The 21,687-nt window shown below is 71.4% G+C and carries 22 protein-coding genes and 1 pseudogene; 11 read left to right on the forward strand and 12 right to left on the reverse strand.

The genetic code is table 11. The annotated features are described in order from the left end of the window. The first annotated feature begins 51 nt into the window (after positions 1-51). On the forward strand, positions 52-1,404 hold the full coding sequence (locus ACFQGL_RS14660) for a flavin-containing monooxygenase (protein WP_377511505.1): 1,353 nt from the start codon (positions 52-54) through the stop codon (positions 1,402-1,404). Beyond that, the gene (locus ACFQGL_RS14665; RefSeq protein ID WP_377511508.1) at positions 1,401-2,225 is read left to right on the forward strand and encodes an SDR family NAD(P)-dependent oxidoreductase; all 825 of its coding nucleotides are present in this window, start codon (positions 1,401-1,403) and stop codon (positions 2,223-2,225) included. Before ACFQGL_RS14660 ends, ACFQGL_RS14665 begins: the two co-directional genes overlap by 4 nt. Before the next feature lie 5 nt (positions 2,226-2,230). Here ACFQGL_RS14665 and ACFQGL_RS14670 read toward each other — a convergent pair whose 3' ends face one another. Further along, complete coding sequence (locus ACFQGL_RS14670) at positions 2,231-2,881, reverse strand: LysE family translocator (RefSeq protein WP_377511511.1); 651 nt, start codon at positions 2,879-2,881, stop codon at positions 2,231-2,233. 175 nt (positions 2,882-3,056) lie between these two features. Between ACFQGL_RS14670 and ACFQGL_RS14675 the strand changes: the two genes are divergently transcribed. After that, positions 3,057-3,542 (forward strand): DnaJ family domain-containing protein, encoded by a 486-nt coding sequence (locus ACFQGL_RS14675; protein WP_377511514.1) that lies wholly within the window; start codon positions 3,057-3,059, stop codon positions 3,540-3,542. 14 nt (positions 3,543-3,556) lie between these two features. Here ACFQGL_RS14675 and ACFQGL_RS14680 read toward each other — a convergent pair whose 3' ends face one another. From ACFQGL_RS14680 to ACFQGL_RS14715, 8 genes are all read right to left on the reverse strand, one after another. Then, complete coding sequence (locus ACFQGL_RS14680; RefSeq protein ID WP_377511517.1) at positions 3,557-4,132, reverse strand: maleylpyruvate isomerase N-terminal domain-containing protein; 576 nt, start codon at positions 4,130-4,132, stop codon at positions 3,557-3,559. Positions 4,133-4,177: 45 nt separating this feature from the next. Then, positions 4,178-5,965 carry a serine hydrolase gene (locus tag ACFQGL_RS14685; protein ID WP_377511519.1) on the reverse strand — a complete coding sequence of 596 codons (1,788 nt, stop codon included), beginning with the start codon at positions 5,963-5,965 and terminating at the stop codon, positions 4,178-4,180. A gap of 11 nt (positions 5,966-5,976) precedes the next feature. Then, the gene (locus ACFQGL_RS14690) at positions 5,977-7,260 is read right to left on the reverse strand and encodes an exo-beta-N-acetylmuramidase NamZ family protein (RefSeq protein ID WP_377511522.1); all 1,284 of its coding nucleotides are present in this window, start codon (positions 7,258-7,260) and stop codon (positions 5,977-5,979) included. A gap of 11 nt (positions 7,261-7,271) precedes the next feature. Then, positions 7,272-9,092 carry a glycoside hydrolase family 3 protein gene (locus ACFQGL_RS14695; RefSeq protein ID WP_377511525.1) on the reverse strand — a complete coding sequence of 607 codons (1,821 nt, stop codon included), beginning with the start codon at positions 9,090-9,092 and terminating at the stop codon, positions 7,272-7,274. 129 nt (positions 9,093-9,221) lie between these two features. Further along, positions 9,222-10,517, reverse strand: coding sequence for a GNAT family N-acetyltransferase (locus ACFQGL_RS14700; protein WP_377511528.1), 1,296 nt, complete (start codon positions 10,515-10,517; stop codon positions 9,222-9,224). 64 nt (positions 10,518-10,581) lie between these two features. Continuing rightward, a complete protein-coding gene (locus ACFQGL_RS14705) occupies positions 10,582-11,085 on the reverse strand; it encodes a hypothetical protein (protein ID WP_377511531.1) in 504 nt (167 codons plus the stop codon). Positions 11,086-11,103: 18 nt separating this feature from the next. Next, entirely contained in the window at positions 11,104-11,649 is a 546-nt protein-coding gene (locus tag ACFQGL_RS14710; protein WP_377511534.1) for a GNAT family N-acetyltransferase, read from the reverse strand. Positions 11,650-11,728: 79 nt separating this feature from the next. Beyond that, positions 11,729-12,460 (reverse strand): class I SAM-dependent methyltransferase, encoded by a 732-nt coding sequence (locus ACFQGL_RS14715; protein WP_377511537.1) that lies wholly within the window; start codon positions 12,458-12,460, stop codon positions 11,729-11,731. Between the two features lie 110 nt (positions 12,461-12,570). Here ACFQGL_RS14715 and ACFQGL_RS14720 point away from each other — a divergent pair, with 110 nt between their 5' ends. Together ACFQGL_RS14720 and ACFQGL_RS14725 are read left to right on the forward strand one after the other, a co-directional pair. Then, the gene (locus ACFQGL_RS14720; RefSeq protein ID WP_377511540.1) at positions 12,571-13,146 is read left to right on the forward strand and encodes a DUF6817 domain-containing protein; all 576 of its coding nucleotides are present in this window, start codon (positions 12,571-12,573) and stop codon (positions 13,144-13,146) included. Beyond that, on the forward strand, positions 13,115-13,936 hold the full coding sequence (locus tag ACFQGL_RS14725) for a hypothetical protein (protein ID WP_377511543.1): 822 nt from the start codon (positions 13,115-13,117) through the stop codon (positions 13,934-13,936). The genes ACFQGL_RS14720 and ACFQGL_RS14725 overlap by 32 nt, the downstream gene beginning before the upstream one ends. A gap of 28 nt (positions 13,937-13,964) precedes the next feature. On the opposite strand, the gene ACFQGL_RS14730 is transcribed toward ACFQGL_RS14725, so the two are convergent. Both ACFQGL_RS14730 and ACFQGL_RS14735 read right to left on the reverse strand, forming a co-directional pair. Then, entirely contained in the window at positions 13,965-14,663 is a 699-nt protein-coding gene (locus tag ACFQGL_RS14730; RefSeq protein ID WP_377511546.1) for a phosphotransferase, read from the reverse strand. 6 nt (positions 14,664-14,669) lie between these two features. Then, positions 14,670-14,960: a hypothetical protein gene (locus ACFQGL_RS14735; RefSeq protein WP_377511549.1), complete on the reverse strand. Its 291-nt coding sequence runs from the start codon at positions 14,958-14,960 to the stop codon at positions 14,670-14,672. A gap of 135 nt (positions 14,961-15,095) precedes the next feature. Here ACFQGL_RS14735 and ACFQGL_RS14740 point away from each other — a divergent pair. Continuing rightward, positions 15,096-15,401: pseudogene (locus tag ACFQGL_RS14740) on the forward strand (VOC family protein); the annotation flags it as partial. 26 nt (positions 15,402-15,427) lie between these two features. Here ACFQGL_RS14740 and ACFQGL_RS14745 read toward each other — a convergent pair. Next, positions 15,428-15,967, reverse strand: coding sequence for a GNAT family N-acetyltransferase (locus tag ACFQGL_RS14745; RefSeq protein WP_377511552.1), 540 nt, complete (start codon positions 15,965-15,967; stop codon positions 15,428-15,430). A 655-nt stretch (positions 15,968-16,622) separates the two neighbouring features. Between ACFQGL_RS14745 and ACFQGL_RS14750 the strand changes: the two genes are divergently transcribed. The 5 genes from ACFQGL_RS14750 (at position 16,623) to ACFQGL_RS14770 (ending at position 21,614) form a co-directional block, all read left to right on the forward strand. Further along, positions 16,623-16,793, forward strand: coding sequence for a hypothetical protein (locus tag ACFQGL_RS14750; RefSeq protein WP_377511555.1), 171 nt, complete (start codon positions 16,623-16,625; stop codon positions 16,791-16,793). A 307-nt stretch (positions 16,794-17,100) separates the two neighbouring features. After that, positions 17,101-18,597, forward strand: coding sequence for a Mu transposase C-terminal domain-containing protein (locus ACFQGL_RS14755; protein ID WP_377511664.1), 1,497 nt, complete (start codon positions 17,101-17,103; stop codon positions 18,595-18,597). Next, entirely contained in the window at positions 18,594-19,364 is a 771-nt protein-coding gene (locus ACFQGL_RS14760; RefSeq protein WP_377511558.1) for an AAA family ATPase, read from the forward strand. Before ACFQGL_RS14755 ends, ACFQGL_RS14760 begins: the two co-directional genes overlap by 4 nt. After that, positions 19,357-20,850, forward strand: a complete 1,494-nt coding sequence (locus ACFQGL_RS14765) for a hypothetical protein (protein WP_377511561.1) — start codon at positions 19,357-19,359, stop codon at positions 20,848-20,850. The genes ACFQGL_RS14760 and ACFQGL_RS14765 overlap by 8 nt, the downstream gene beginning before the upstream one ends. After that, the gene (locus ACFQGL_RS14770) at positions 20,847-21,614 is read left to right on the forward strand and encodes a hypothetical protein (RefSeq protein ID WP_377511564.1); all 768 of its coding nucleotides are present in this window, start codon (positions 20,847-20,849) and stop codon (positions 21,612-21,614) included. Before ACFQGL_RS14765 ends, ACFQGL_RS14770 begins: the two co-directional genes overlap by 4 nt. Positions 21,615-21,687 lie beyond the last annotated feature (73 nt).

Raw genomic sequence — 21,687 nt, forward strand, 5'->3', positions numbered from 1 at the left:
CGCTGCCGCACGACCATTATCCATCGGACGTTGGATTAGGTGGGGGCAGCGATGGGCGTACGACCCAGGGTGGCGGTGATCGGCGCCGGAGCCGCCGGGCTCGCCGCCGTCAAGGCACTGCTCGACGCCGACGTGCCGACGGTCTGCTTCGAGGCCACCGACCAGGTCGGCGGCCTCTGGGTGTACGGGGCGCCCGACTCGCCCGCGTACCGCACGCTGCACCTGAACACCAGTCGCGGCCGTACCCAGTTCGCCGACCGTCCGATGCCCGCCGACTGGCCCGACTACCCCGACCACCGCCGGGTCGCCGGCTACCTGGGCGACTACGCCGACCGCTTCGGGCTGCGCGAGGTCATCCGCCTGCGGCACACCGTCGAGCGGGTCACCCGGGACTCCTCGGGCACCTGGACGGTCCGGGCGAGCGGGCCGGGCGGGCCGACCGAGGTCACCGTCGAGGCCGTGGTGGTCGCCAACGGCCACAACCGGGTACCCCGGCTGCCCAGCCCGGCGTACCCCGGCACCTGCACGGCCGAGCAACTGCACAGCCACGACTACCGGGGTCCCGACCAACTGGCTGGTCGGCGCGTACTCGTCGTCGGCGGCGGCAACTCGGCGATGGACATCGCGGTGGACGCCTCGTACGCGGCCAGCCGCACCCTGCTGTCGCTGCGCCGGGGCGTCTGGGTGGTGCCGAAGTACCTGCTGGGCCGCCCGTCGGACACCCTGAACGGAGCGCTGGCCCGCCGGCTGCCGTGGCGTCTGCGCCAACGCATCAGCCAGACGATGCTCGCCACCACCGTCGGCAATCCCGCCCGCTACGGGCTGCCCGCCCCGACCCACGGGTTCCTCCAGGACCACCCGACGCTCTCCGACGGGTTGCTGTCCCGGCTCACCCACGGCGACATCGAGGCCCGCCCCGGCGTCGCCGCCCTCGACGGCGACCGGGTCGAGTTCACCGACGGCCGCGCCGACGCCGTCGACCTGATCATTTGGTGCACCGGCTACCGGGTGGAGGTCCCGTTCCTGGACCCGGCGCTGCTCAGTGCAGGCGCCGACACCCTGCCGCTGTACCGGCACGTGTTCCACCCCGAGGCGCCCGGCCTGAGCTTCGTCGGGCTGATGCAGTCCACCGGGTCGGCGTTTCCCCTGGTGGAGGCGCAGGCCAAGCTGGTCGCCGCGCACCTCGCCGGCCGGTACGCGCTGCCGGACCCGGCCCGACAGCAGGCCGTGTGCCGGGCCGAACTGCGTGCGGCGACCGCCCGTTGGGGTCAGCGTCGCCCGGCGATGCGGGTGGACTTCGACGTCTACCTGGCCGAGCTGACCCGGGAACTCACCGCCGGCACCCGCCGCGCCCGCTCGGCCGCGCCGGCCGACGGCAGCACGCCGATCGGCGCCGGCCGGTGACCGGGCTGGCCGACCGCCGGGTTCTGGTGACCGGGGCCAGCGGCACCTTCGGCCGGCACCTCGGCACCGCGCTGACCGCCGCCGGCGCCCGGGTGGTCGGGCTGGACCTGCACGCCCGGCCCGACGACGACCTGCCGGTGCTCGGCTGCGACCTGACCGACCCGGCCGCCGTCGCGCCGGCCGTACAGGCAGCCGTGGACCGCCTCGGCGGACTGGACCTGCTGATCAACAACGCCGGGGTCGGTGGGCCCGCCCCGGCCGAACTGCCGCCGGACGAGGTGGTCCGCCGGCAGTTGGAGGTCAACCTGCTGGCCGCCTGGCGCACCACCGCCGCCGCGCTACCCGCCCTGCTCACCGCGCGGGGACGGGTGATCTTCGTGGCCAGCCGGATGGCGGTGCTGCCGCTGCCGCTCGCCGCCGCGTACGGGGTCAGCAAGCGGGCCCTGGTCGCGTACGCCGACGCGCTGCGCCACGAGGTGGGCACCCACGTCGGGGTGAGCGTGATCTATCCCAGCATGGTCGAGTCACCGATCCACGACAGCACCGCCGAGGCCGGGCTGTCGCTGCGCGGGGTGTCCCGGCCGGAGCCCGTCGAGGGGGCCGTCGCGGCGATCCTGCGCGCCGCCACCGCCCGGAGGGCACCCCGGGACGTGGCGACCACCGCGCGCGGGCGACTGGAGATGGCCGTCGGGCGGCACGCGCCCCGGCTGGCCGACCGGCTGGTACGCCGTACCCTCGCCGCCCGGCTCTCCGCCGGTGACCTGGACGCCGCGCCGCTGGCCGCCGGGATGATCCGCCGGCACCGCGACCCGACGCCCTGACCCGCTCAGGGGGTGGCGACCGCGGCGCGGGAGCGGTCGGCGGCGATCCGCAGGGCCAGCGCCGCCAACGCGGTTCCGGTCACCCACCGCTGAACCCGCAGCCAGGTCGGCCGGCGGGCGAAGAAGCCGGCGAGGGTGCCGGCGGTGAGCACGATCAGGGTGTTCACCGTCAGCGCGACGGCGATCTGGGTCAGCCCGAGCACCAGGCTCTGCGCCGCCAGGTGCCCCCGCGCCGGGTCGATGAACTGCGGCAGCAGCGACACGTAGAGGATGGCGATCTTCGGGTTGAGCAGGTTGGTGACCAGGCCCATGGTGAACAGCCGCCGGGGCCCGTCCGGTGGCAGTGGCTTCGGGCTGAACGGCGACTGCCCGCCCGGACGCAGCGTGCGCCACGCCAGCCACAGCAGGTACGCCGCGCCGGCCAGCTTCACCGCCGCGTACAGCACCGGGACCAGGACGAAGATCGCCGCGAGCCCGGCCACCGCGGCGGCCAGGTACACGCCGAACCCGGCGGCCACCCCGAGCAGTGAGATCAGCCCGGCCCGGCGGCCCTGCGCCACCGATCGGGACACCAGGTACACCATGTTCGGGCCGGGCGTGAGCACCAGCCCCAACGCCACCAGCCCGATGCCCAAGAGCGCACCCGGACCCACCATGAGCCACCCCACATTCTTCGCTGATGATCACCATCGACGCTATGGCCGCGCTCGGACGCGGCCAAGCGCCACCACCGAACCGGTGGCCTGCGGAAGTCTGCCGGGAATGTCCGGCAGGCCGGACGCGCTGACCTCCGGGAGTGCCGGGATACGGTGGCCAGGGAGGTGTCGACGGGTGACCGAAGCGTGGGAAGCGGCCGTGGAAGCCCAGATCCGGGGTGCCGCGCAACGCGGCGAGTTCGACGATCTGCCCGGTATGGGCAAGCCGATCCCCGGTCGCGGGATGCCGTACGACGAGTCGTGGTGGATCAAGAGTTTCCTGGAGCGCGAGGCGCTGCCCAGCGACCTGCTGCTGCCCACCCCACTGCAACTGCGCCGGCGTATCGAGCAGGTTCCCGACGAGGTCCGCGAGCTGCCCACCGAGCAGTCCGTACGCGACTTCGTGGGGCAACTGAACGCGCAGATCGTGGCCTGGCTACGCAACCCCGACGGTCCTCGGGTGGCGGTCCGGCCGGTGAACACCGACGAGGTGGTCCAACGCTGGCGTGCCGAGCGCACCCGGCCCGGTGTCCCCGTGCCCGCCGCCGAGTCGGTGACCGTAGCCGCGCCACCCCGGCGGTCCCGCCGCGGCTGGTGGCCGCGCTGGCGCCGCCGGGGCTGATCCTGACGGCAGGGTCAGTCCACCGCAGCCTTCCAGTGCCAGGAGTCTCGCCACGCCCGGCCGGGCAGCTCGCCACGGCCGGTCATCCAGAGCAGCACCTCGCTTGCGTCGCCGGCCGGGGCGTCCGGGAAGAGCCGCCGCAGCACCAGCGTGCTCAGCTGCTGCGGCGGCCGCCACGGCACGCCGAGACCGAGCGTGATGTCGTGCGTGTGCAGCAGGGTCTCGGCAACGCCCATCGCGGCGAAGCCGGCCGGGTCGCAGGGGCCGAAGTGCCAGGCCCGCGAGTCCGGCGTGGCGGCGTCGACCGCGGCGGCGAGCATCCCGGCGCAGGCGCGGCCCACGGTGAGCACCTGCGCCGGGCTCGCCGTGGGTCGGACCCGCAGGTCGTACGGGAGGTAGCCGTCATCGCCGCCGCCGGTGACCTGACCGGTGTACGCGAGCAGGTCGTGCGCGATGTGCGCGGCGGTGGTCCAGCAGCTCCAGCTCAGCGTGCCGGCGGGCACCGACCAGTCGCGGTCTCGGTGCGGGTGCAGGACGCTGGTCATCTCGTCGGCCGCCTGGAGCAGGTCGGCACCGGTCACCACTGGCATCGGTCGACCCTCGCAGCACCGGCCGGCCCACGCAACGGGAATCGCTCAGCTGCGCGCGGGCGACCACCCATCGGCGACGAGTCGGGAGGCGTCGCCGCCCTCGCCCTGGAAGAGCACGCCGTCCCGGTCCGCCGCCACCACCCGGTCGACATAGACACCGCGGCCCTGGCCCGAGCCGTCGGTGCTGCTGCTCCACCGCAGGTGGGTGGCCCCGTCGGGCAGGGTCACCGAGACCTGCCACCAGACCCGGCCCCCGTAACCGGTGACGGTGCCGTCGGCGGTCCATCGACGGCCGCCGTCGCGCAGCTGCATGGTCGTCGGCGCCCAGGTCTGTCCACCGTCGGTGGAGACCTCGAACCGCGCGCTGTCGTAGCGGGGCTCGGTGTCGTACCAGAGCAGGAAGCTCGCCGTCGCGGCCCGGGCGGGCCGGCGCAGCGGTGCGGTGAGGGTGCTCGTCGCGAGGTCGCGGGGGTCGGCCCGCCAGGCGCTGGCCGAGCGTGGCCGCACCGGCATTGCCTCGGCGAGGTCCCGCGCGACCGCGCGGCGGGCCACGTTGTTGCTGCCCCAGCCACGATCGGGGTGCACCCGGTTGCTGAGCAGGACGACGAACGAGTGCGAGAGCGGGTCGATGACGATCGACGTTCCGGTGAAGCCGGTGTGCCCGAAGCCCAGCGGCGACGACAACCCCATCATGTACCAGTGCTTGTTGAGCTCGAAGCCGAGCCCACGGTCACTCTCCGGGTAGGCCGACTCCAACGGCGCGTTGTAGTTGACCAGCATCGCGCGCACCGTGTCCGACCGGAGGACCCGTCGACCGCGGTACTCGCCGCCGTTGAGCAGCGACTGGCACAGGACGGCCAGGTCCGCCGCCGTGGAGAAGACGCCCGCGTGCCCGGCCACCCCGCCGAGCGACCAGGCGTTCTCGTCGTGCACCTCGCCCCAGACCATGCCGCGCCCGGCGTACGGCTGGTATTCGGTCGCGGCGATCCGGGACCGTCGCTCCGGGCCCGGGTTGTAGCCGGTGTCGGTCATGCCCAACGGCCCGGTCACGCCGTCGCGGACCAGATCGTTCAGCGGCCGGCCGGTCACCCGTTCCAGCAGCACACCCAGCGCGATGAGCCCGAGGTCGGAGTACACGTACTGGGAGCCGGGCGTCGCACCGGCCGCCAGCGGTGTGGCGAGCGCGGCGGCGAACCGCTCGGCCGGCGTCGGGTACCTGCTCCACAGCGCGGTGAAGGCGGGCAGACCCGACGTGTGGGTGAGCAACATCCGGACGGTCACCGTCGCCTTGCCACCGGCGGCGAACTCCGGGACGTACCGGGCGACCGGCGCGTCCAGGTCCACCCGCCCCCGCTCCACCTGCTGCATGGTGACGATCGTGGTGAACAGCTTCGACACCGACGCGAGGTCGAAGATGGTGTCGGGTCGGGTCGCGATCTGCTGGTCGGCGGGTAGTTCCACGCCGACCAGGCCGGGCGGTGGCCCGACGGCGGCGTACCGCACCGCGCTGCCCACGGCGGCGTGCTGGACGATCACGCCGTCCTTGGCGGCCAGGGCCACCGCGCCGGCGTACGCCGGATATCCGGGGTGGTCCGGCGTCGGCTGGAGATACCCGGCCAGGTCGGCGGGGATGCGGTCTACCTGCTCGGGGAGCAGGCCGACCTGGCGGGCGCTGCCACGCCGCAGGGTGTCGTGGCGGAAGTGGATGTCGGCGGGGGTGGCGGCCGGTGGTCCGGACGGGGGCGCCGCGGCGGTGGCCGCGGTGACGGGCAACGTCGTGGCCGTCACCACGAGCGCCAGAGCACACACGAGGGAACCGAGAGGCCTGATCACAACCGCACTCCTCAGTAGAGCAGGTAGGGCCGGCGTTGCCGGTTGAAGGCGGCCAGTTCGTCGGCCCAGGCGCCGACGACGTCGTCCACGTCGGCTCCGGCGTCGATCTGGGTACGCAGGCGCGGCGAGCCGGTGAGCTTGTCGATCCAGTACGGGCGCACCGTGTCCCACGAGTCACGCCGCCAGGCGAACGCCGGGTACTTGTGCGCCTCCACCAGCATCGCCACACCGGTACGGATCGGGTCGTACGCCGCCCGGTCCACGACTTTGACCTCCACGCCGGCGCAGAGCTTGTTGAGCAGCTCGGGCTTCTGCCCGGCCGAGGTGGGCGAGAAGTACGCCTCGCGGAACTCGACGCCGGGCAGGTTCCGGGCGTTGAGCCGGTCACCCCAGTGGTGATCGAAGTCGGTCGCCAGCCCGCCGATCAGCTCGAACGGGCGGCACGTGCCGCGCCCCTCGGTGATCGACGCGACGCCCTCGAAGAGACCGGTGCCGGGGTAGACCAGCGCGGTGTCCGGGGTGGGCATGTTCGGGCTGGGCATCACCCAGGGCACGTCGGTGTCCGCGGCGAGGTCGTCGCGCTTCCAGTGCCGGCACCGCACCACGTGCAGGTCGACCGGACGCCCGGCCTCGACCGGTAGGAACGTGTCGTTGAAGTACCGGGCCAGCTCACCGACGGTCATCCCGTGCTGCTGGATGATCTCCTTCAGGCCGACACCCGAGGTGTACGGCGGCGTCATCAACGGCCCGTAGGCCCGTCCGCCGATCGGGTTGGGACGGTCCAGCACGACGTAGCGTTTGCCGACCCGGGCCGCGGCCACCATCGAGGTGTACATCGTCCAGATGTAGGTGTAGAAGCGGACGCCGACGTCCTGGATGTCGAAGACGACCGTGTCCACTCCGGCCTCGGTGAACATGCTCTCCCAGCGGGCCAGCGAGGCGCCGTACGCGTCGTACACCGGGATGCCGGTACGCGCGTCGACGCCGGTGCCCTCGCTGCCGCCGGCCTGTGCCGAGCCGCGGAAGCCGTGCTCGGGGCCGAACGCCGCGGCCAACTGGACCTTGCCCGAGGCGTGCATCAGGTCGACGAGATGCCGGTACGCCGCGTCCACGCCGGTCGGGTTCGACACGACACCCACCCGCTGGCCGGCCAGCACGGCGAAGCCGGAGGACACCAGTTCGTCCAGGCCGGTACGGACCCGACGGGCACCGGGGTTGGCCGCCGCGGGCGCTTTGCCGCTGAGCGCTCCCGCGCCCAGCGCGCTCGCACCGACCAGGAACTTCCTTCGCAGCATCGCGTTGCCTCCTACCAGCTCAGGCCGTGACCGTAGGGGTAGAGCACGGTGCCCGTCCCGTCGGCCGTGGGGATCGTGACGGGCAGCCGCCCGCTCGGGGACAGCTCACCGTGCAACGCGCGCACGAGTGCGTCCATCGCCGCCCGGGTGTACGAGTAGGTCGCCAGGTAGCTGCTCAGACCCGGCAGGTACGCGATGTCGTACGGATCGCGGACGGCCACGACGACCACGGGCCTGCCGGTGGCCAGCAGTGCCGCGACGAGCCGTTGCTGGGTGGCGCGCGGGTCGGTGACCGTGGTGTCCCACGCCTTGTTGACCAGTACGACGGTGAGGTCGTGCTCGGCGGCCTGGGCCGCCGTCGCGGCGATCACCGCGTCGGAGGGCAGGGTCGCCGGCCGGGCGGTGGCTCGGGCGTCGCGGGCGGTGAACCCGTCGGCGACCGTCGCGACCGGGGCGAAGGCGGCGCTGTCCCAGCCGGTGACCAGCACCGACCGGTCGGCGCGGGGCAGCGGCAAGAGGCCGGCGTCGTTGCGCACGGCGGTGAGCGTCGGATCGGTGACCCGGGTGACGGCGGCGAGGTGCTCCGGCGCGCCGACCGTGCGTACCGCCTGCTCGACGTCGACCAGCGGCGAGCGGGCCAGGCCCTGGCGGTACTTCACACCGAGGATGCGGCGGACCGATTCGTCGATGCGGCGCTCGGTGAGCTCGCCGCTGGCGACGGCCCGCAGCACCGCAGCACGCGCCAGCGCGAGGTCCGGCGGCATCAGGAGTTGGTCGGCGCCGGCCTTGAGCGCGAGTACCGGAACCCGCTCGTCGCCGTACTTCGCGCGTACGCCCGCCATGTTCAGCGCGTCGGTGACGATCACGCCCCGGAAGCCGAGTTCACCGCGCAGCACACCGGTGAGGATGGTCGGTGACAACGTCGCCGGGTCGCCCGAGGGGTCGAGGGCCGGGACGACGATGTGCGCCGTCATGATCGATTCGACCCCGGCCTGAATCGCCCGGCGGAACGGTGGCGCGTCGATCCGGTCCCACTCGGCGCGGCTGTGGTTGATCACCGGGAGACCGGTGTGGCTGTCGGTGGCCGTGTCGCCGTGCCCGGGGAAGTGCTTCGCCACCGCGGTGACCCGGGCGCGACCCTGGAAGCCGTCGACCTGGGCGGCGGTGAGGTCGGCCACCAGTGTCGGGTCGGCGCCGAAGGACCGGACGCCGATCACCGGGTTGCCCGGGTTGACGTTGACGTCGGCGATCGGCGCGTACGGCTGGCGGATGCCGACGGCGCTCAGCTCACGCCCGGTGACCTCGGCTGCCGTGCGGGCGGCCCGGGGTGACCGGGCGGCACCCAGCGCCATCGCCCCGGGGAACTGGGCGGCGGGGGAGGGCATCCGCAGCACGGTGCCCTGCTCCTGGTCGGTGGAGATGAGCAGGGGCACCCGGCCCTTCGCGCCGTCGCCGAGGGCGGCCCGCTGGAGTCCGTTGGAGAGGGTGGCGATCTGGCGGGGACTGTCCAGGTTGTGCGACCAGGAGAAGTAGCAGACACCACCGAGCTGGTACCGGTCGATGACCTCGGCCGGCGTCTCGACGCCGAACGCGGCCCGGTTCGCGGCGCGGTCGGCGGCCGTGGGCTCGGTGGCGTCACCGCCATAGACGTAGGTCGCGAAGAGCTGGCCGACCTTCTGTTCCAGGCTCATGTGTCGCAGCGTGGAGGTGACCCACCCCCGCTCGTTGGACGCGGGGTGCGCCGGTGGGGCGGCGGCCTGGGCGGGCAGGGGAGTGAGGATGGTCGCCAGGGCGGCCACCCAGGTCGTCACGGTCGTGAGTCGGGTCGGCATGGACGCGGCCTCTCAGTCCGGGTGGCTGAAACTTAGCTACGCGTCTTTTGCTCGTCAAGAAGGTAACCTACGAAAGCTGACTTCGATGTCTCCGCGGCGTCGAGGGGCTTTCGCACGCGTCCCTTCGGGTCAAAACCCGAAGGAGTTGAACGGCTCCGGGTCGGTGTGAAAGATGCGGGCGAGGTCTCCCACGGCGTCGGAACGGTGTGGCCGGATGCGCCCCGCCGCGGCCAGGACGGCAGCCGACATCCCGCCGAGGTACAGCGAACCGAGCGTCTGGACGTCCAGCGTGAGGTCGGGTCGTGCGTCGGTGCGCGTACAGGTCGCGCCCTCGGGAGTGACCGCCAGGTGCCAGACCCCGGCGTTGCCCGGGCACATCGGGTCCGCGTCCACGGCGATCGTCAGGTCCGCGGTGCTGTCGTAGGCGCGCGCGATCAGAGCATTCGGCAGATCGAGAATCCGCAGCCACAGGTTGTCGGACTGCCGGGTGATCCGCATCGCGCGCGGGTTGCGCAGGAGCCAGCGAAGCGGCTCGTCGGTTGGCCGGGACGGCGCCACGATCTTCCGGGTGAGGTCGAAGTCGGTCAGGAGCATCCACATCGCCCGGTACGCGTCCGAGCTCACCGCCTGCAGCCCCTCCACGATCAGGGTTCCGGCGTGCTCCGGGACCCGTGACCACGGCAGCCGGAAGTTCGCGACGCCGTCGAGTCTGCCCTGTGGGTCGTGGTGCACCAGGTAGCGCATCGGCCCGTCGGCGGTCGCGGCGTCATCGGTCAGACCTGCCCACTGGTCCGGCTGCGGGGTGAGTTCGCCGACCCGACGCTGACGGATCTGTGCGTGAATCTCCGGCCAGGCCAGCCGTGCCGTCGCGGCGTCCACGAGCCGCAGCGATCCCGGGGGTGGCTCCGAATCGAGGAACGCGGCTTCGCCGCGGTCCAGCTCCCACCGGACGCGCATGGTCGCCGGCGAGAACCCGAAGCGCCCGTAGATCCCGCCTTCGCTGGCGCTCAGGGCCCCGAGCGGTTCGCCACGCGCGTGGGCCTCGTCGAACATCGCCTGCATCATGCCGCGCAGCAGTCCACGCCGGCGGTGGGTCGGGAGCACGCCCGTCGCGGTGACACCGCCGAGCGGGACCGGACGCAGGCCGGGCGCGGTGATGGCCAGCGAGAGCATCGCCGATCCGCCGACCAGCTCCCCGTCCACGAAGGCAGCCTGGGGATGGTAGTTATCGGCCATCACCTCGTCCACCCAGCTCAGGAGTTGTCGCTCGTCGGCCGGTCGGCGCGGCCTCGGCCACGCCTCGGGTCCGCCGTGCCAGACGGCCGGTGCGGGCTCCCAGTTCGGCAGCCCGTTGGCGAACGGCAGCACCCTGAGGTAGTCGACTGCCTCGGCACGCGTGATAGGTCGGATCTCGATCTCACCCATTGGGCCGAATCCTTGAGAACGATCTCGGGTGGCGCAACTGAGATTCGGAGCGCAAGCTCAGCGTCTAGCGCTCGGCAGGAAGGTGGCCGACGAAGCCGCGCCCCAGGGCCTCGGTGACGTGGCGGATTCCGCCGCGGATCATCTCGCCGTACGGGTCGTCCGGCAGCTGCGCGACGAGGTGTCGGGCCAGGGTCAGGTGTTCGTGGGCCAGGTCGGTGTTGCCCAGACGGCGGTGGTCGTCGGCGAGGTTGAGGTGCAGCGACGGCAGGAATCCCCGGACCTGTAGCGAGTGGTGGTACTCCTGGGCACGTTCGTCGCTCAGGTCGCGGAGGGCTGCCAGGGCGCGCTCGTCCCAGGCGAGTTCCGCTTCGGTGGTCTCCTGGAGATCGGCCAGGTGGTGCGCCAGGGCGCACCGGTGCAAGGCGTCGCCGTCGTCGCCGATCTGCTCCCAGAGCGCGGTGAGGGTGTCGCGGGCGCGGGTCTGCTGGCCCGTTCGGCCGAGCTCAACGGCCGCGCCGATGCGGGCCATGATCGGGTCGGGCGCGGGCTGGCCATCGTTGTCGTCCATGGCGCAGAGGCTCGGGCCTCAACCCGGTCGAGGGTCAAATCTCAGCTGCCTCGCGGCGCGATCAGGTGGAACAACACGTGGTCCTGCCACCTGCCGGCGATCCTCAGATACTCCGGGGGCGACGCCGTAGGCCCGGAAACCGTTGCGCTGCAGCACCTGCTGTGATGCCGTGTTGTGCAGCAGCGTCTCGGCCTGCAACCGGTGCAGGTCGAGTTCACCGAAGGCCAGCGCGACCGCGTCGGCGACGGCCCTGGTGGCGAACCCGCGGCCCTGATGTGCCGGGCTGACCCAGTAACCGAGCGCGGCCGACTGGAGCGCCCCCCGCGTGATGCCGTTCAGGTTGAGCCGGCCGATCACCTCGGTGCCGTCCAGGATGACCAGCGGCACGGTGGTGCCCTGGGCGTAGGCCTGCAACGACGCCTCCAGGATCGAACGTTGGCTGTCCAGCGTGAACCACTCGTCGTCCCGTACCGGCTCCCACGGCGCCAGTGCCGCACGGTGCGTACGCACCAGGTCTGTGATGGCCGAGGCGTCGTCGGGGGTGGCGATTCGGGTGACGGGCATGTCGCGACTCCATCTGCAAAGCGTCCGGACCGGCGCAGACGGTACCCGGCCGATCTTGAAACGCCGAAGGTAGCCACCGTCAGGCCAGGACGAGGAGGTCCAGGGCGTCCACCACGGGTCCGGTCTCGGTCTGCGCTGCCGCGTGCAGTCGGGCCAGGCCAGTCGCGTACTCGTCGTCGCTGATCAGTTGCAGAGGGGTGTGCGCCGCGCGGCGCAGCTCCGTCGCGGCGTCGCGTAGCGAGGCGGCGGTCACCTGCGGGACCTGTTCGAAGCCGACGGTGACGAACCCGGCGGTGGCGAAGGCTGCTTCGACGTCGGCGACGCTCGGGTACGTGTCGAGCACGCGGATGGCCTCGGGAAAGTAGCGGAACAGGGTGATCGCCTGGTGTCGGCCGGCGAACGCGGACCGGATCAGCACCCGCCCGCCGGGGCGCAGCACCCGGCGCAGTTCCCGGGCTGCCCGGGTCAGGTCCGGCACGTGGTGGATGACCGTGGAGAGCCAGACGGCGTCGACGCTGCCGTCGTCGAACGGGATGCGCTGGGCGTCGCCCCGCACGACAGGCTGGTACGCCGAACGGGCGCGCATCGCCTCGGAGGGTTCGACCGCGATCACCTCGATGCGGTCGTACCAGGCGGTGAAGGCCTGCGCCCACCTGCCGGTGCCGGAGCCCAGGTCGAGTAGCCGCAGGTCGGTACGGGCACCGAGGTGCCGGCTCACCGCCTCTCGCCACGCGGTGAGTCCGTCGTCGGTGAGGTGGCGGGTTGCCTCGAACGCCGCGGCGTCCGCGTTGTCGTACGCGATCCGAGCCATGCCGTTGACCCAACCGCCTCCGCGCCGGAGCGAGCAAGGGCGCAACGGTGTGACGAACCGCCCACGCTGCGGGACTGCTCGGTCGGACGCGGCTTGCGTAGGCTCGGGCCATGGGCGCGGACTCCGATGTGCGGCGCTGGCTGCGGCAGCGGGGCGCCGAGACGATTCAGCATCCCGGCGGCACTCTCTATGCCCACCTGTGCCGGGTGCACGACCGCCTCGGCGAGCTGGGGTGTGGCGGTGACGCACAACTGGCTGGGCTCACACATGCCGTCTACGGCACGGACGGTTTCGAGGTGACCCTGCTCGACCGGACCGATCGGGCCAGCCTGCGAGACCTCGTCGGTGACGACGCCGAGGCCCTGGTCTACCTGTACGGGGCATGCGACCGCAGGCGGACCTGGCGACAGCTGGCGACGACCCGTCAGGTCGTCGACCGCTTCACCGACCAGACCTGGAACCTCAGCGCTGGTCAGGTGCGGCCCTTCGTGGATCTCAGCATCGTCAACGAGTTGGACGTCATCGAGCAGGATCCGTCCGTCGTGGACCGGCACGGCCAGTACTTCCGCTCTCTGTTCGCCGACTGGGCTCCGGTCGCTTCCCCGCTGGTCACCAGCGAGGCACAGCGGCTCCTTGTGAGAGAACATCGAATCTGTGGAGATCGTCGAACAGTTCGTGCTGGGTAAGCACGGGGATCCTGACGTGTGCGAGGACGCGATCGTGGTGACCGCTGAGCACGCGGCGGTCATCGATGGCGCTACGGACGTGAGCGGCAGGCGTTACGGAAACGTGGCGGGCGGGTGGTGGGCCATGGCGGCATGCAGGGACGCCGTGCGGCGGCTTCCGAGCGACGTCGACCCGTACACCGCGGTTGCGGCCATGACCGCGGATCTGGCGGCCCGCGTCGACTCGACGTTGACCGCGGCGGAACGGCCGAGCGCGGCGGTCACCGTCTATTCGCGAGCGCGTCGAGAAATCTGGCAGGTCGGTGACGCCGGATTCGCGTACCGAGGGCTCCCCGCATCGGTCGGCCAGCCGCGCAAACTGGTCGACCAGGTCGCGGCGTCCTTCCGCGCCGCGGTTCTCGCCGCCGGGGCCGCCGCTGGCACGATCAGCATTGATCGGGTGGTGGAGGTGGATCCGGGACAACTCGCGGCGCGAGCTCTGACCGGGCGGCAGGGCGCCCTGCGTAACAGCATCGGACCGTACGGATTTGCCGCCATCGATGGGCGGCCGGTTCCTCCATCGTTGGTGGTGGTGCATCCGGTGCCTGCTGACGTTGACGAACTGGTGATCGCCAGCGACGGCTATCCGGTCATCGGCGAGACCTTGGCCGAGTCCGAGTCGAAGCTCGCCCTACTCCTGGAGAAGGACCCTTGGTGCTTGGCCGAACTCGCCGGTACCAAAGGGGTGCTGCCTGGGCAGATGAGCTTCGATGACCGCGCCTACCTGCGTATCCGCCTCCCGGCGCGGTGACACGGCCGCGGCGGCGGACGTATCCGGGTCAGTGCGCGGTGAGGTGGGTGGGCTCACGTCGGAAAACAGCGCGTGCAGCTTCAGGGGATGGTGAAGTCTGATCGGTGAGGATGTCGGGGCGGCGGCTCGCCAGCCAGGCCAGCAGAGCTTTCGCCTGGGCCCGCTGGAAGTCCCGGACTGCCGGTGCCGCCGGCGGCGGTGGCAGCAGGGAACGGCTGACGAAGTAGCCGGCCCCGGCGACCAGGATCGTGTCCAGGTCCTCCCGGTCGGCGTCGCGGGTCAGCGGGTGCTCGTTGAGTAGTTGTTCGACGTCGACGCCGTGCATCGCGAGACTCGGGGTCATCAGGACCAGGTCGAACCAGCCGGCGCCGGTGCACGCGTTGGGCCAGTCGACGATCCGGACCCCGTCGGCCCCCAGGATCATGTTGTCCAGGCGCAGGTCACCGTGGACCAGGGCGGTTCCGTCGGCGGCGTCCGTCCAACGTTCCTCCCGGGCGGCGAGTACGTCGATCGAGGCGCCAGCGAGTTCCGGGTAGGCGGCGGTGACCGCTGTCCACGAGGCGGCGCCGGCGATGTCGCGCCAGCCGGTGAAGTCCTCGGCGAACTCGTCGACGAGCCGGGGCAGGCCTGGCGGCCCGGGTGTCTCCCCCAACGCGGCCACCGCCGTCATCACCGGGTCGAGGTCGGCGATGTCCGGGATCCGACCGTCGAGGTGCTCGAACAACATGACGATTCAGGTCCCGTCGTCGTGCCACCAGAGCAGGCGGGGGCTCGGCGTCTGCGGCGGCAGCGCCTCGGCGATCCGGGCCTCACGCAGATAGGCCCCGGCGACCTCGGACGTGTGCCGGGCGATCGCCTTCACGAAGAACCGGGCGCCCGACTCGCCGGCCACGGTCGACGCCACACCGGGGGTGAACCCGCCGGATGCGCTGGCGATCTCGTGCAGCGGGGTGGCCACGGCCTGCTCGGCGCGATTCCGGAGGAAGTCCGGGATGTCGGACCAGCGCAGCCGTGTCAGGTTCATGCCGTGGCACGCTACCGCCGGGGTCCCCCACGGGCACCGCATTTATGGGGTGAAGCCAGGTACGGCGGACACCGGCAATAGGCGGGGAGCGGCGCCAGTAACGGGTGTGGACTTGGGCTACTTGCCAGCGCGGCGCTGGAGTACCTGGGCCTGAAGGCGGTCGCGGAGCTCGGCTTCCTCGGCGAGGACGATTTCAAGCGCTCGCTGCCACTTGAGCGACAGGACGCATGGTTTGCCTGCATTGATCCCTCAGGCGTGGGCCCGCGACTGTACTTTCAGCGCGTCCCTGAAGGAAAGAGCGCCAAGAACCGGCTGCATCTTGACGTGCGGGTCGGCACCGAACTCGTGGGTGAAGAGCGCCTCGCCGCACTCGAGGCCGAGTGCGCACGGCTGGTCCTGCTTGGCGCGGTACACGTGCAAGCGCTGTACGACGGCTTCTCTGCACCAACGGCACGAGTCGACGGCGCTCAACTGGACGGCGCGACCGGGGACCACATGCCGAGCCACTGCTCGGCGCCCCAGGCTTGGAATCGCTCTACCTCGGTGAACCCCAGCTTCGCCGCGAGACGCATCGAGGCGACGTTGGCGCTTTGGGTGGTGAGCACCACTGGATCGCCGGGAAGCGCGTCGGCGAGCCAGTCGAGTGCCGCGGCGCACGCCTCGGCGGCATACCCGAATCCCCACGCCCGCGGCAGCAACAGGTAGCCGAGATCGACCTTCCCCGCGGCAGCAGGGCGACGGTGTCCGGTTGCTCTCCTGAGCAAGATCTGGCCGATCATCGCCCCGTCAAGATCGACGGCAAAGCTCCCGGGCCACTGCTCGGGCGCCCCAGACATCTCGCGCTCAAGCTCGTCACGCGGCCGGGGGCCGCCGAGGTAGGTGTGCACCTCTGGCGAGGCGAGCAGCTCGATGAACGCCGCACGGTCCCGGGTCTCAGACTCACGGAGCACGAGTCTCTCGGTCTTGATCTGTTCGGGCGGCCAAGCCACAGGTCCCAGATCTTTCATCCGCGCAAGCTAACAGGTGGTACGCCGGGCAGCTGGCCGCCAGCAACAACGAAACCGCCGGCGTCTCGCAGGCGCTCGCCGACGCGCTCGGCGGGACTTTCCCGAACGTTAGTCCCCATGCCTTCGCTCCACCTCGCGACACTGGCACTCACGGTCTTTCCACCCGGAGTCCAGCACCGCAGGGCGATTACCGGTTTACCAGTAACATTAATCCGATAATCCACTGCCACAAAAGGGGCATATTGGCCGCACATCATAATGACAGTTATGGTGTTCACGGCGTTGCGACGGTGTCCTCGCCTCGAAGTGGTGCCTGTCCTGGCTCAGCGCACCTGATATGGCGCAGTGAGGTTGACGCCTCGGCTCTGAGACTTCCCGCCTGAGTGTCAGTGCCGGTTTCTCGTCTCGTGTCAGTAGCTGACACGGCGGGTACGGTGGGTTGTAGAGCGGACCGGCATTCGTTAGCCGGCTTCGCGGGGTGTGCACCTCCGGTTGATCCCGTCGGACACCTCGCGCGCGGCGACCATTGGGCAGCCTGCACGGAGCGGGCCAGGCGTCGACGTAGCCCGGGGATCGGATGACCTGGTCAACGTGGGTTGGCCGGGTCCGTGTAGCCCCTGGCGTAACCGGGGCGCGAGCCGACGGAGGAACCGTCATGGCCCGTTCTGAACAGATGGATCACGAGTCCGCCGACCGCATCAGCGCGGCGGCCGAACGCGACCCGGACTCACCGACCGCGGCGAGCGGCTTCGATGACCGGGCGCAGGATGCCGCGGACCGCAACGATCCGCAGGACCCGGACGACTACGACGACGAGGTCGAGTAGCCGCATGACCTGGTGCCTGCCGCTGGACGTCCTTGGTGGCGGGCACCAGGGTGGGGGCAGGGCCCGGCGATTTCTCGCCTGGCTGTCAGTAGTTCTCGCCGGATGTCAGTGGTTTCCCGCTGATGTCAGTGCGGCAAAGATCACCATGTGCGGTGCGATGCGGCGCCGGTCCCGTACGGTCCCCTGCGATCATTGATCATCCGTTGGGTTTGCTGACGGCACGCCCTGCTCGGCCTGGGGGTTCGTCATGGGAACGCAGGCGTCGTCGCAGGAGACCGTCGAGGCTCGCGTGTTGCGGGAGGCCACAGTGCGGCGGCTGCTGGCGTTGCAGGCGACCGGACTGCGTACGACCGCGCATGTGGAGCTGGCTGCGGCCAGCCTCGGCGTGGACATTCGGACGGTGTGGCGGTGGCTTCAGCAGGCCGAGACGACCGGCCGGGCGACGGCCGAGCCTCGGGACCGGTTCGTCGTGGACCTGGCGCTGCGCCGGCGGCTGGCGTACTGGCGGGGCAACGTCTCGGCGGTGCACCGGGAGCTGGTCGCGGCCGCCGCAGCGGGCGGACCAGCGGCGCCGAGCATGACGATGTTGCAGCGGGCGGTGGCGCGGGACCTGTCGCCGGGTGAGCGAGCCGGGCTGCGTAAGGGCGAGCACGCCGCTCGGGCGTTCGACGTGTTCCTGCAACGGCCGGCTACCTACCGCAACGCCGCCTGGGAGACCGACCACGTGGAGGTGCCGGTCGAGGTCGACGTCGAGGGCCGCCTACTCAAGCCCTGGGTGACTTGGTTCGTCGACTGTGCGACCAACGGGGTGTGCGGCACGGCGGTCACGGCTGGGCCGCCGAGCCGGGAGTCCATCCTGGCCGCTCTGCGCGCGGCGATCAGCCTGAAGGAGCCGTACGGGGCGCCGGGTGGGCTGCCGGAGCGGGTCCGGATGGACCGGGGCAAGGACTTCCTGTCCAAGACGGTGGCGGCGGCGCTGGGCGTGTTCGCCGTCGGTGTCGAGGACCTGCCGGGCTACACGCCGCATCTGAAGGGCTCGGTCGAGACGTTGAACAACGCCGCGAAGACGATGTTCTTCTCGGAGTTGCCCCGCTACACCCAGGCGCCGAGGTTGGCGAACCGGCGTACGGCCGACCCCGACGCGCCGGCGTTGATGTACGAGGCGTTCGTCACCGCCCTGTTGGACTGGGTTCGTTGGTGGAACACCGAACACCGGATGGACGTTCTCGGCGGGCGTACCCCGCTGCAGGCGTGGCTGGCTGACCCGACACCGCTGAGCACGGTCCCGCCGGAGGATCTGCGGCTGTTCACCTTGGAAGACGACGGCAAGGTCCGCAAGATCACCACCAAGGGTGTGCAGTGGCGCTCCCGGCATTACGTCGGGCCGTGGATGACCGGGCTGGTCGGCACGCAGGTGCGGCTGCGCTGGATGCCGCACCACGATCACGAGGTCGAGGTGTTCGACGCTCGCACCGGCACACCCCTGGGCTCGGCGACGTTGGCCGACCAGGCCAGCCGGGAGCAAATCCAGCAACTACGCCGGACGCGAGGCGCCCGCAAGGCCAAGCTGGAGGCCGACCTGCGCGCGGTGGAGAAGCCCCGCCGGCAGCGCTACGCCGCGCAGACCGCGCCCGGCCCGGCCGAGCCGGTCGGCGCGGTCACCGCGGCGGAGGCCGCCGCGGAGCTGGCCGACGCCGACGACCTCGAGCTGGCGAGGGTGGCCCGGCCGGGGCTGCTGCCGCTCGGCCCGCCGGCCCCTGGCTGGGTGCTGCCCCGCACTGCTCGCGGTGGCGGTGACCGGTGAGCGCCTGGCTGGACATCGACGGGCGCGTGGATCACTACCTCGGACTGGCTGGGGCGAACATCGTGGCTACCCAGTCGCTGCTAACGACCCGCGACAACCTCGCCGACGTGGTCGCCGCGAAGGCGATGATGTGCGTGCACGGCGACGCCGGTCTCGGAAAGACCCTGTCGGTCAACGCTTCGCTGCGCACCCTGGCGCCGGAGGACGTCTACCGGGTGCAGTTCCGGGCCCGGCCCACGCCCCGCGACATCCGGCACGTGCTCTTCGATGCCCTCGGCATCGGCGGGCACCCGCCCGCGGCCCCGATCGAGTTCGACTCGCTGCTCAAGGACGTGCTGGCTGAGCGGTTCCGGGTGCTGGTCTGCGACGAGGCGCAGTGGCTCTCGCGGGAGTGCTTCGAGTTCTGGCGGCACCTGTGGGACGACCCGCGTACCGACATCGCGATCGTGTTCGTCGGCGGTGGCGACTGCTACAAGGTGCTGCGCCGCGAGCCGATGCTGTCAAGCCGGGTCTACGTCTGGCAGGAGTTCCGGCGAATGACCCGAGCGCAGGTCCTGGAGATCATCCCGGCCTTTCACCCGGTCTGGGCCGACGCCGACATCGAGGACATTGCCTTCACCGACACCCACGCTGGGCATGGCAACTTCCGCGCCTGGGCGAGAATCACCTCGCACGTCGTGACCGGCCTGGCCCGCACCGAGCGCAGCCGCGTCGACCGGGAGCTGCTGCAATGGGTGTTCAGCCGGCTCGGCGGCCTCAGTGGCTGACGTCGAGCAGCTCGACGCTGGGCCGGCTCGGGTGACGGTGCTGTTCGACACCGACGACGACGTGGCGGTCACCCGGAAACTGCTGGGGGCGCACGACCCGGCCGCCGGGTATGTCGTGGTGCACCCCACGCCGGCGGTCAGCAGCACCAGGTACCTGGCCCACGACCTGCTCAACGCGCTGGGCCGCCCGGTAGGCCGGCTGGCCGGCGAGCTGGTCGCCAGCGCCGCTGCGGCGTTCACCGCCGTCACCGCGTGGATGATCGCCGACCGGGTCACACACCTGGTCGTGCTGCGGGCACACCGGATCTTGCCGTCCGGGTGCGAGCGGCTGATCGAGATAGCGCAGCGCACCGGCGTACATCTCGTGCTGGTCTGCCACGCCCGCGCGCTCCCGGCCGAGGTCATGGCGGTACTCGCCGACGTCGACTGCCGGGAGACCACCAACCTGTCCGCCGTGCTGCCCCCGCCGGCACCGGTACGACCGGCGACCCTGCCCGGGCCGCCGGTCGCGGAACTGCCACGCCTACCTCTTGCTGACGTGCACCGGTTCCGCGCTGAGGCCTACCGGCGGCTGTCGGCGGCCGACTTCGCCCTGGTCGACGCCGTCTACACGCACGGCCTGACCACGGCGTGCGCCTGGCTGTCTCAACACCCCGACGGGCACAACAGCGACTTCACTCCACGCCACGACGTCGGCCGGTCGATCTTCCCTCGGTACCTGCCCGCGAGCCAGGTCAACGCGGGACTGGATCTGCTCGACGCCCGATACACCGCTTCCACGCTGCGTGAGATCGCCGCCGGTCTGCTCTGCGTCGACCCGGACGCCGACAACGTCCGGTACCCACGGGCGTGGGACGACACCGTCGGACTGCAGGTGTTCCTCTCCGGGCTCGTCGTCGACAGCCCGTCGCGCCGGCACACCCTCGCCCGGCTGCGCGGGGCCCAGGCCGGGTTCCTGCTGCACGGGCTGCACCTCGCGCTGCCCGACAACCTCGACATCGCCAGCGGGCCCGGCATGACGACCCTGGACTTCACCGAGCACACCGCCGCACGGCTGCGCGCCGGCGTCGCCAACCCGGTGCACGCCGCCGCGCTGACCGCCGTGTACTTCACCGGCCTGTCCCCGGACCTGTTGACCCCGGTGCCGCTCAGCGCCCTGTCCGACGACGCGACCGTCCTGCACATCACGGCGATGCGCGCGACGACCTGGGTAGCGGACGGCGCGGTCGGCTACCACATCCCCGACCCGGCCCGACCGCTGATGGCCGCCGCGCGGACATTCCAGCACCTCCGTGGCCCGGAGCGAAACCACCGGCTGCTCTCCACCGGCATCGGAGCGAGCGCCGCGACGCTGGTTGTCACCGCCGAAACGTGCGCGCTGCCGCTACCCATCCCCGCCCAGCACTTCGGCAGGCCCTGGCACCTCGACGCGAAGGGCTGGTGGATCAGCCACCCACTGCACGCCAAGAACGGACCCCCGCCATGATCGCCGCGATCGTCAACGCCACCCTCGACTACGCGCGCATCCGCACCCGCGCCGGCGAGGTCGGGCTTTCCGACAACGCCCTGACCTCCCTGCTCGGCGTACGCCTGAGCGATTTCAACGACGACCTCGACCAGCGCAGCATCTCCCTGCAGGTGCTCGTCCGACTGTCGCAAATCCTCGCCATGAGCATCGACGACCTCATCATCACCAGCGAGAAGCACCCCGAACCAACCGCGCCGACAACCGCCGGCGACGACCAGGTGCTGCTGGCCCTCGCCGCCACCTACCGCACCATGAGCATCCGCCAGGTCCTCGACGCGCTCGACTGGACCGAAGACCGGCTCAACGCCGCGCTCGCCACAGCGCAAGCCCACCTCGCGGCGACGCCGCTTCGACTGATCGTCACCGACCAGCGCCTCGCCTACCTGATCCTCGCCGGCAGCGTCCCCGCCGACATCCAGACCCGGCTGCTCGCCAACGATCGCGCCGGGGAACCGCTACGCCCGCAGGAAGCAGCCGAGGCGATGCGGCTGGTCCACGACCGACTGCTCGCACCGTTCCCCGACGAGCGATCAGAACAGCGCCCAACGCCGTATGACCTCTACCAGAACCTCATCGCCCGGGGCCTGGCCCTGCCCGACGACGCGGCCGGTCCTGCCGACCCCGACAGGCCACACCTCGGACCACGAGTGAAGATCCACCCCGACGTGATGTTCGCGCTGCGCCTCACGAGCACTCCCGCAGAGGTTCCGGCCGAGGCATAGAGCCCTACCGGTGGGCCCGTCCGGTCGACGCCTCCTGAGCTGGCCCAACAGGAGCACGGGCGGCGGCCGCGGT

Origin of the sequence: Micromonospora vulcania (assembly GCF_042658605.1) — a bacterium.
Taxonomy (GTDB): Bacteria; Actinomycetota; Actinomycetes; order Mycobacteriales; family Micromonosporaceae; genus Micromonospora; species Micromonospora vulcania.

What these genes read in the sequence shown, in the direction of transcription:
- ACFQGL_RS14660 (WP_377511505.1), top strand. Translation starts at nt 52, where the DNA reads ATGGGCGTACGACCCAGGGTGGCGGTGATCGGCGCCGGAGCCGCCGGG.
- ACFQGL_RS14670 (WP_377511511.1), bottom strand. Translation starts at nt 2,881, where the DNA reads ATGGTGGGTCCGGGTGCGCTCTTGGGCATCGGGCTGGTGGCGTTGGGG.
- ACFQGL_RS14680 (WP_377511517.1), bottom strand. Translation starts at nt 4,132, where the DNA reads ATGCCAGTGGTGACCGGTGCCGACCTGCTCCAGGCGGCCGACGAGATG.
- ACFQGL_RS14690 (WP_377511522.1), bottom strand. Translation starts at nt 7,260, where the DNA reads ATGCTGCGAAGGAAGTTCCTGGTCGGTGCGAGCGCGCTGGGCGCGGGA.
- ACFQGL_RS14695 (WP_377511525.1), bottom strand. Translation starts at nt 9,092, where the DNA reads ATGCCGACCCGACTCACGACCGTGACGACCTGGGTGGCCGCCCTGGCG.
- ACFQGL_RS14700 (WP_377511528.1), bottom strand. Translation starts at nt 10,517, where the DNA reads ATGGGTGAGATCGAGATCCGACCTATCACGCGTGCCGAGGCAGTCGAC.
- ACFQGL_RS14705 (WP_377511531.1), bottom strand. Translation starts at nt 11,085, where the DNA reads ATGGACGACAACGATGGCCAGCCCGCGCCCGACCCGATCATGGCCCGC.
- ACFQGL_RS14710 (WP_377511534.1), bottom strand. Translation starts at nt 11,649, where the DNA reads ATGCCCGTCACCCGAATCGCCACCCCCGACGACGCCTCGGCCATCACA.
- ACFQGL_RS14715 (WP_377511537.1), bottom strand. Translation starts at nt 12,460, where the DNA reads ATGGCTCGGATCGCGTACGACAACGCGGACGCCGCGGCGTTCGAGGCA.
- ACFQGL_RS14720 (WP_377511540.1), top strand. Translation starts at nt 12,571, where the DNA reads ATGGGCGCGGACTCCGATGTGCGGCGCTGGCTGCGGCAGCGGGGCGCC.
- ACFQGL_RS14730 (WP_377511546.1), bottom strand. Translation starts at nt 14,663, where the DNA reads ATGTTGTTCGAGCACCTCGACGGTCGGATCCCGGACATCGCCGACCTC.
- ACFQGL_RS14735 (WP_377511549.1), bottom strand. Translation starts at nt 14,960, where the DNA reads ATGAACCTGACACGGCTGCGCTGGTCCGACATCCCGGACTTCCTCCGG.
- ACFQGL_RS14745 (WP_377511552.1), bottom strand. Translation starts at nt 15,967, where the DNA reads ATGAAAGATCTGGGACCTGTGGCTTGGCCGCCCGAACAGATCAAGACC.
- ACFQGL_RS14750 (WP_377511555.1), top strand. Translation starts at nt 16,623, where the DNA reads ATGGCCCGTTCTGAACAGATGGATCACGAGTCCGCCGACCGCATCAGC.
- ACFQGL_RS14770 (WP_377511564.1), top strand. Translation starts at nt 20,847, where the DNA reads ATGATCGCCGCGATCGTCAACGCCACCCTCGACTACGCGCGCATCCGC.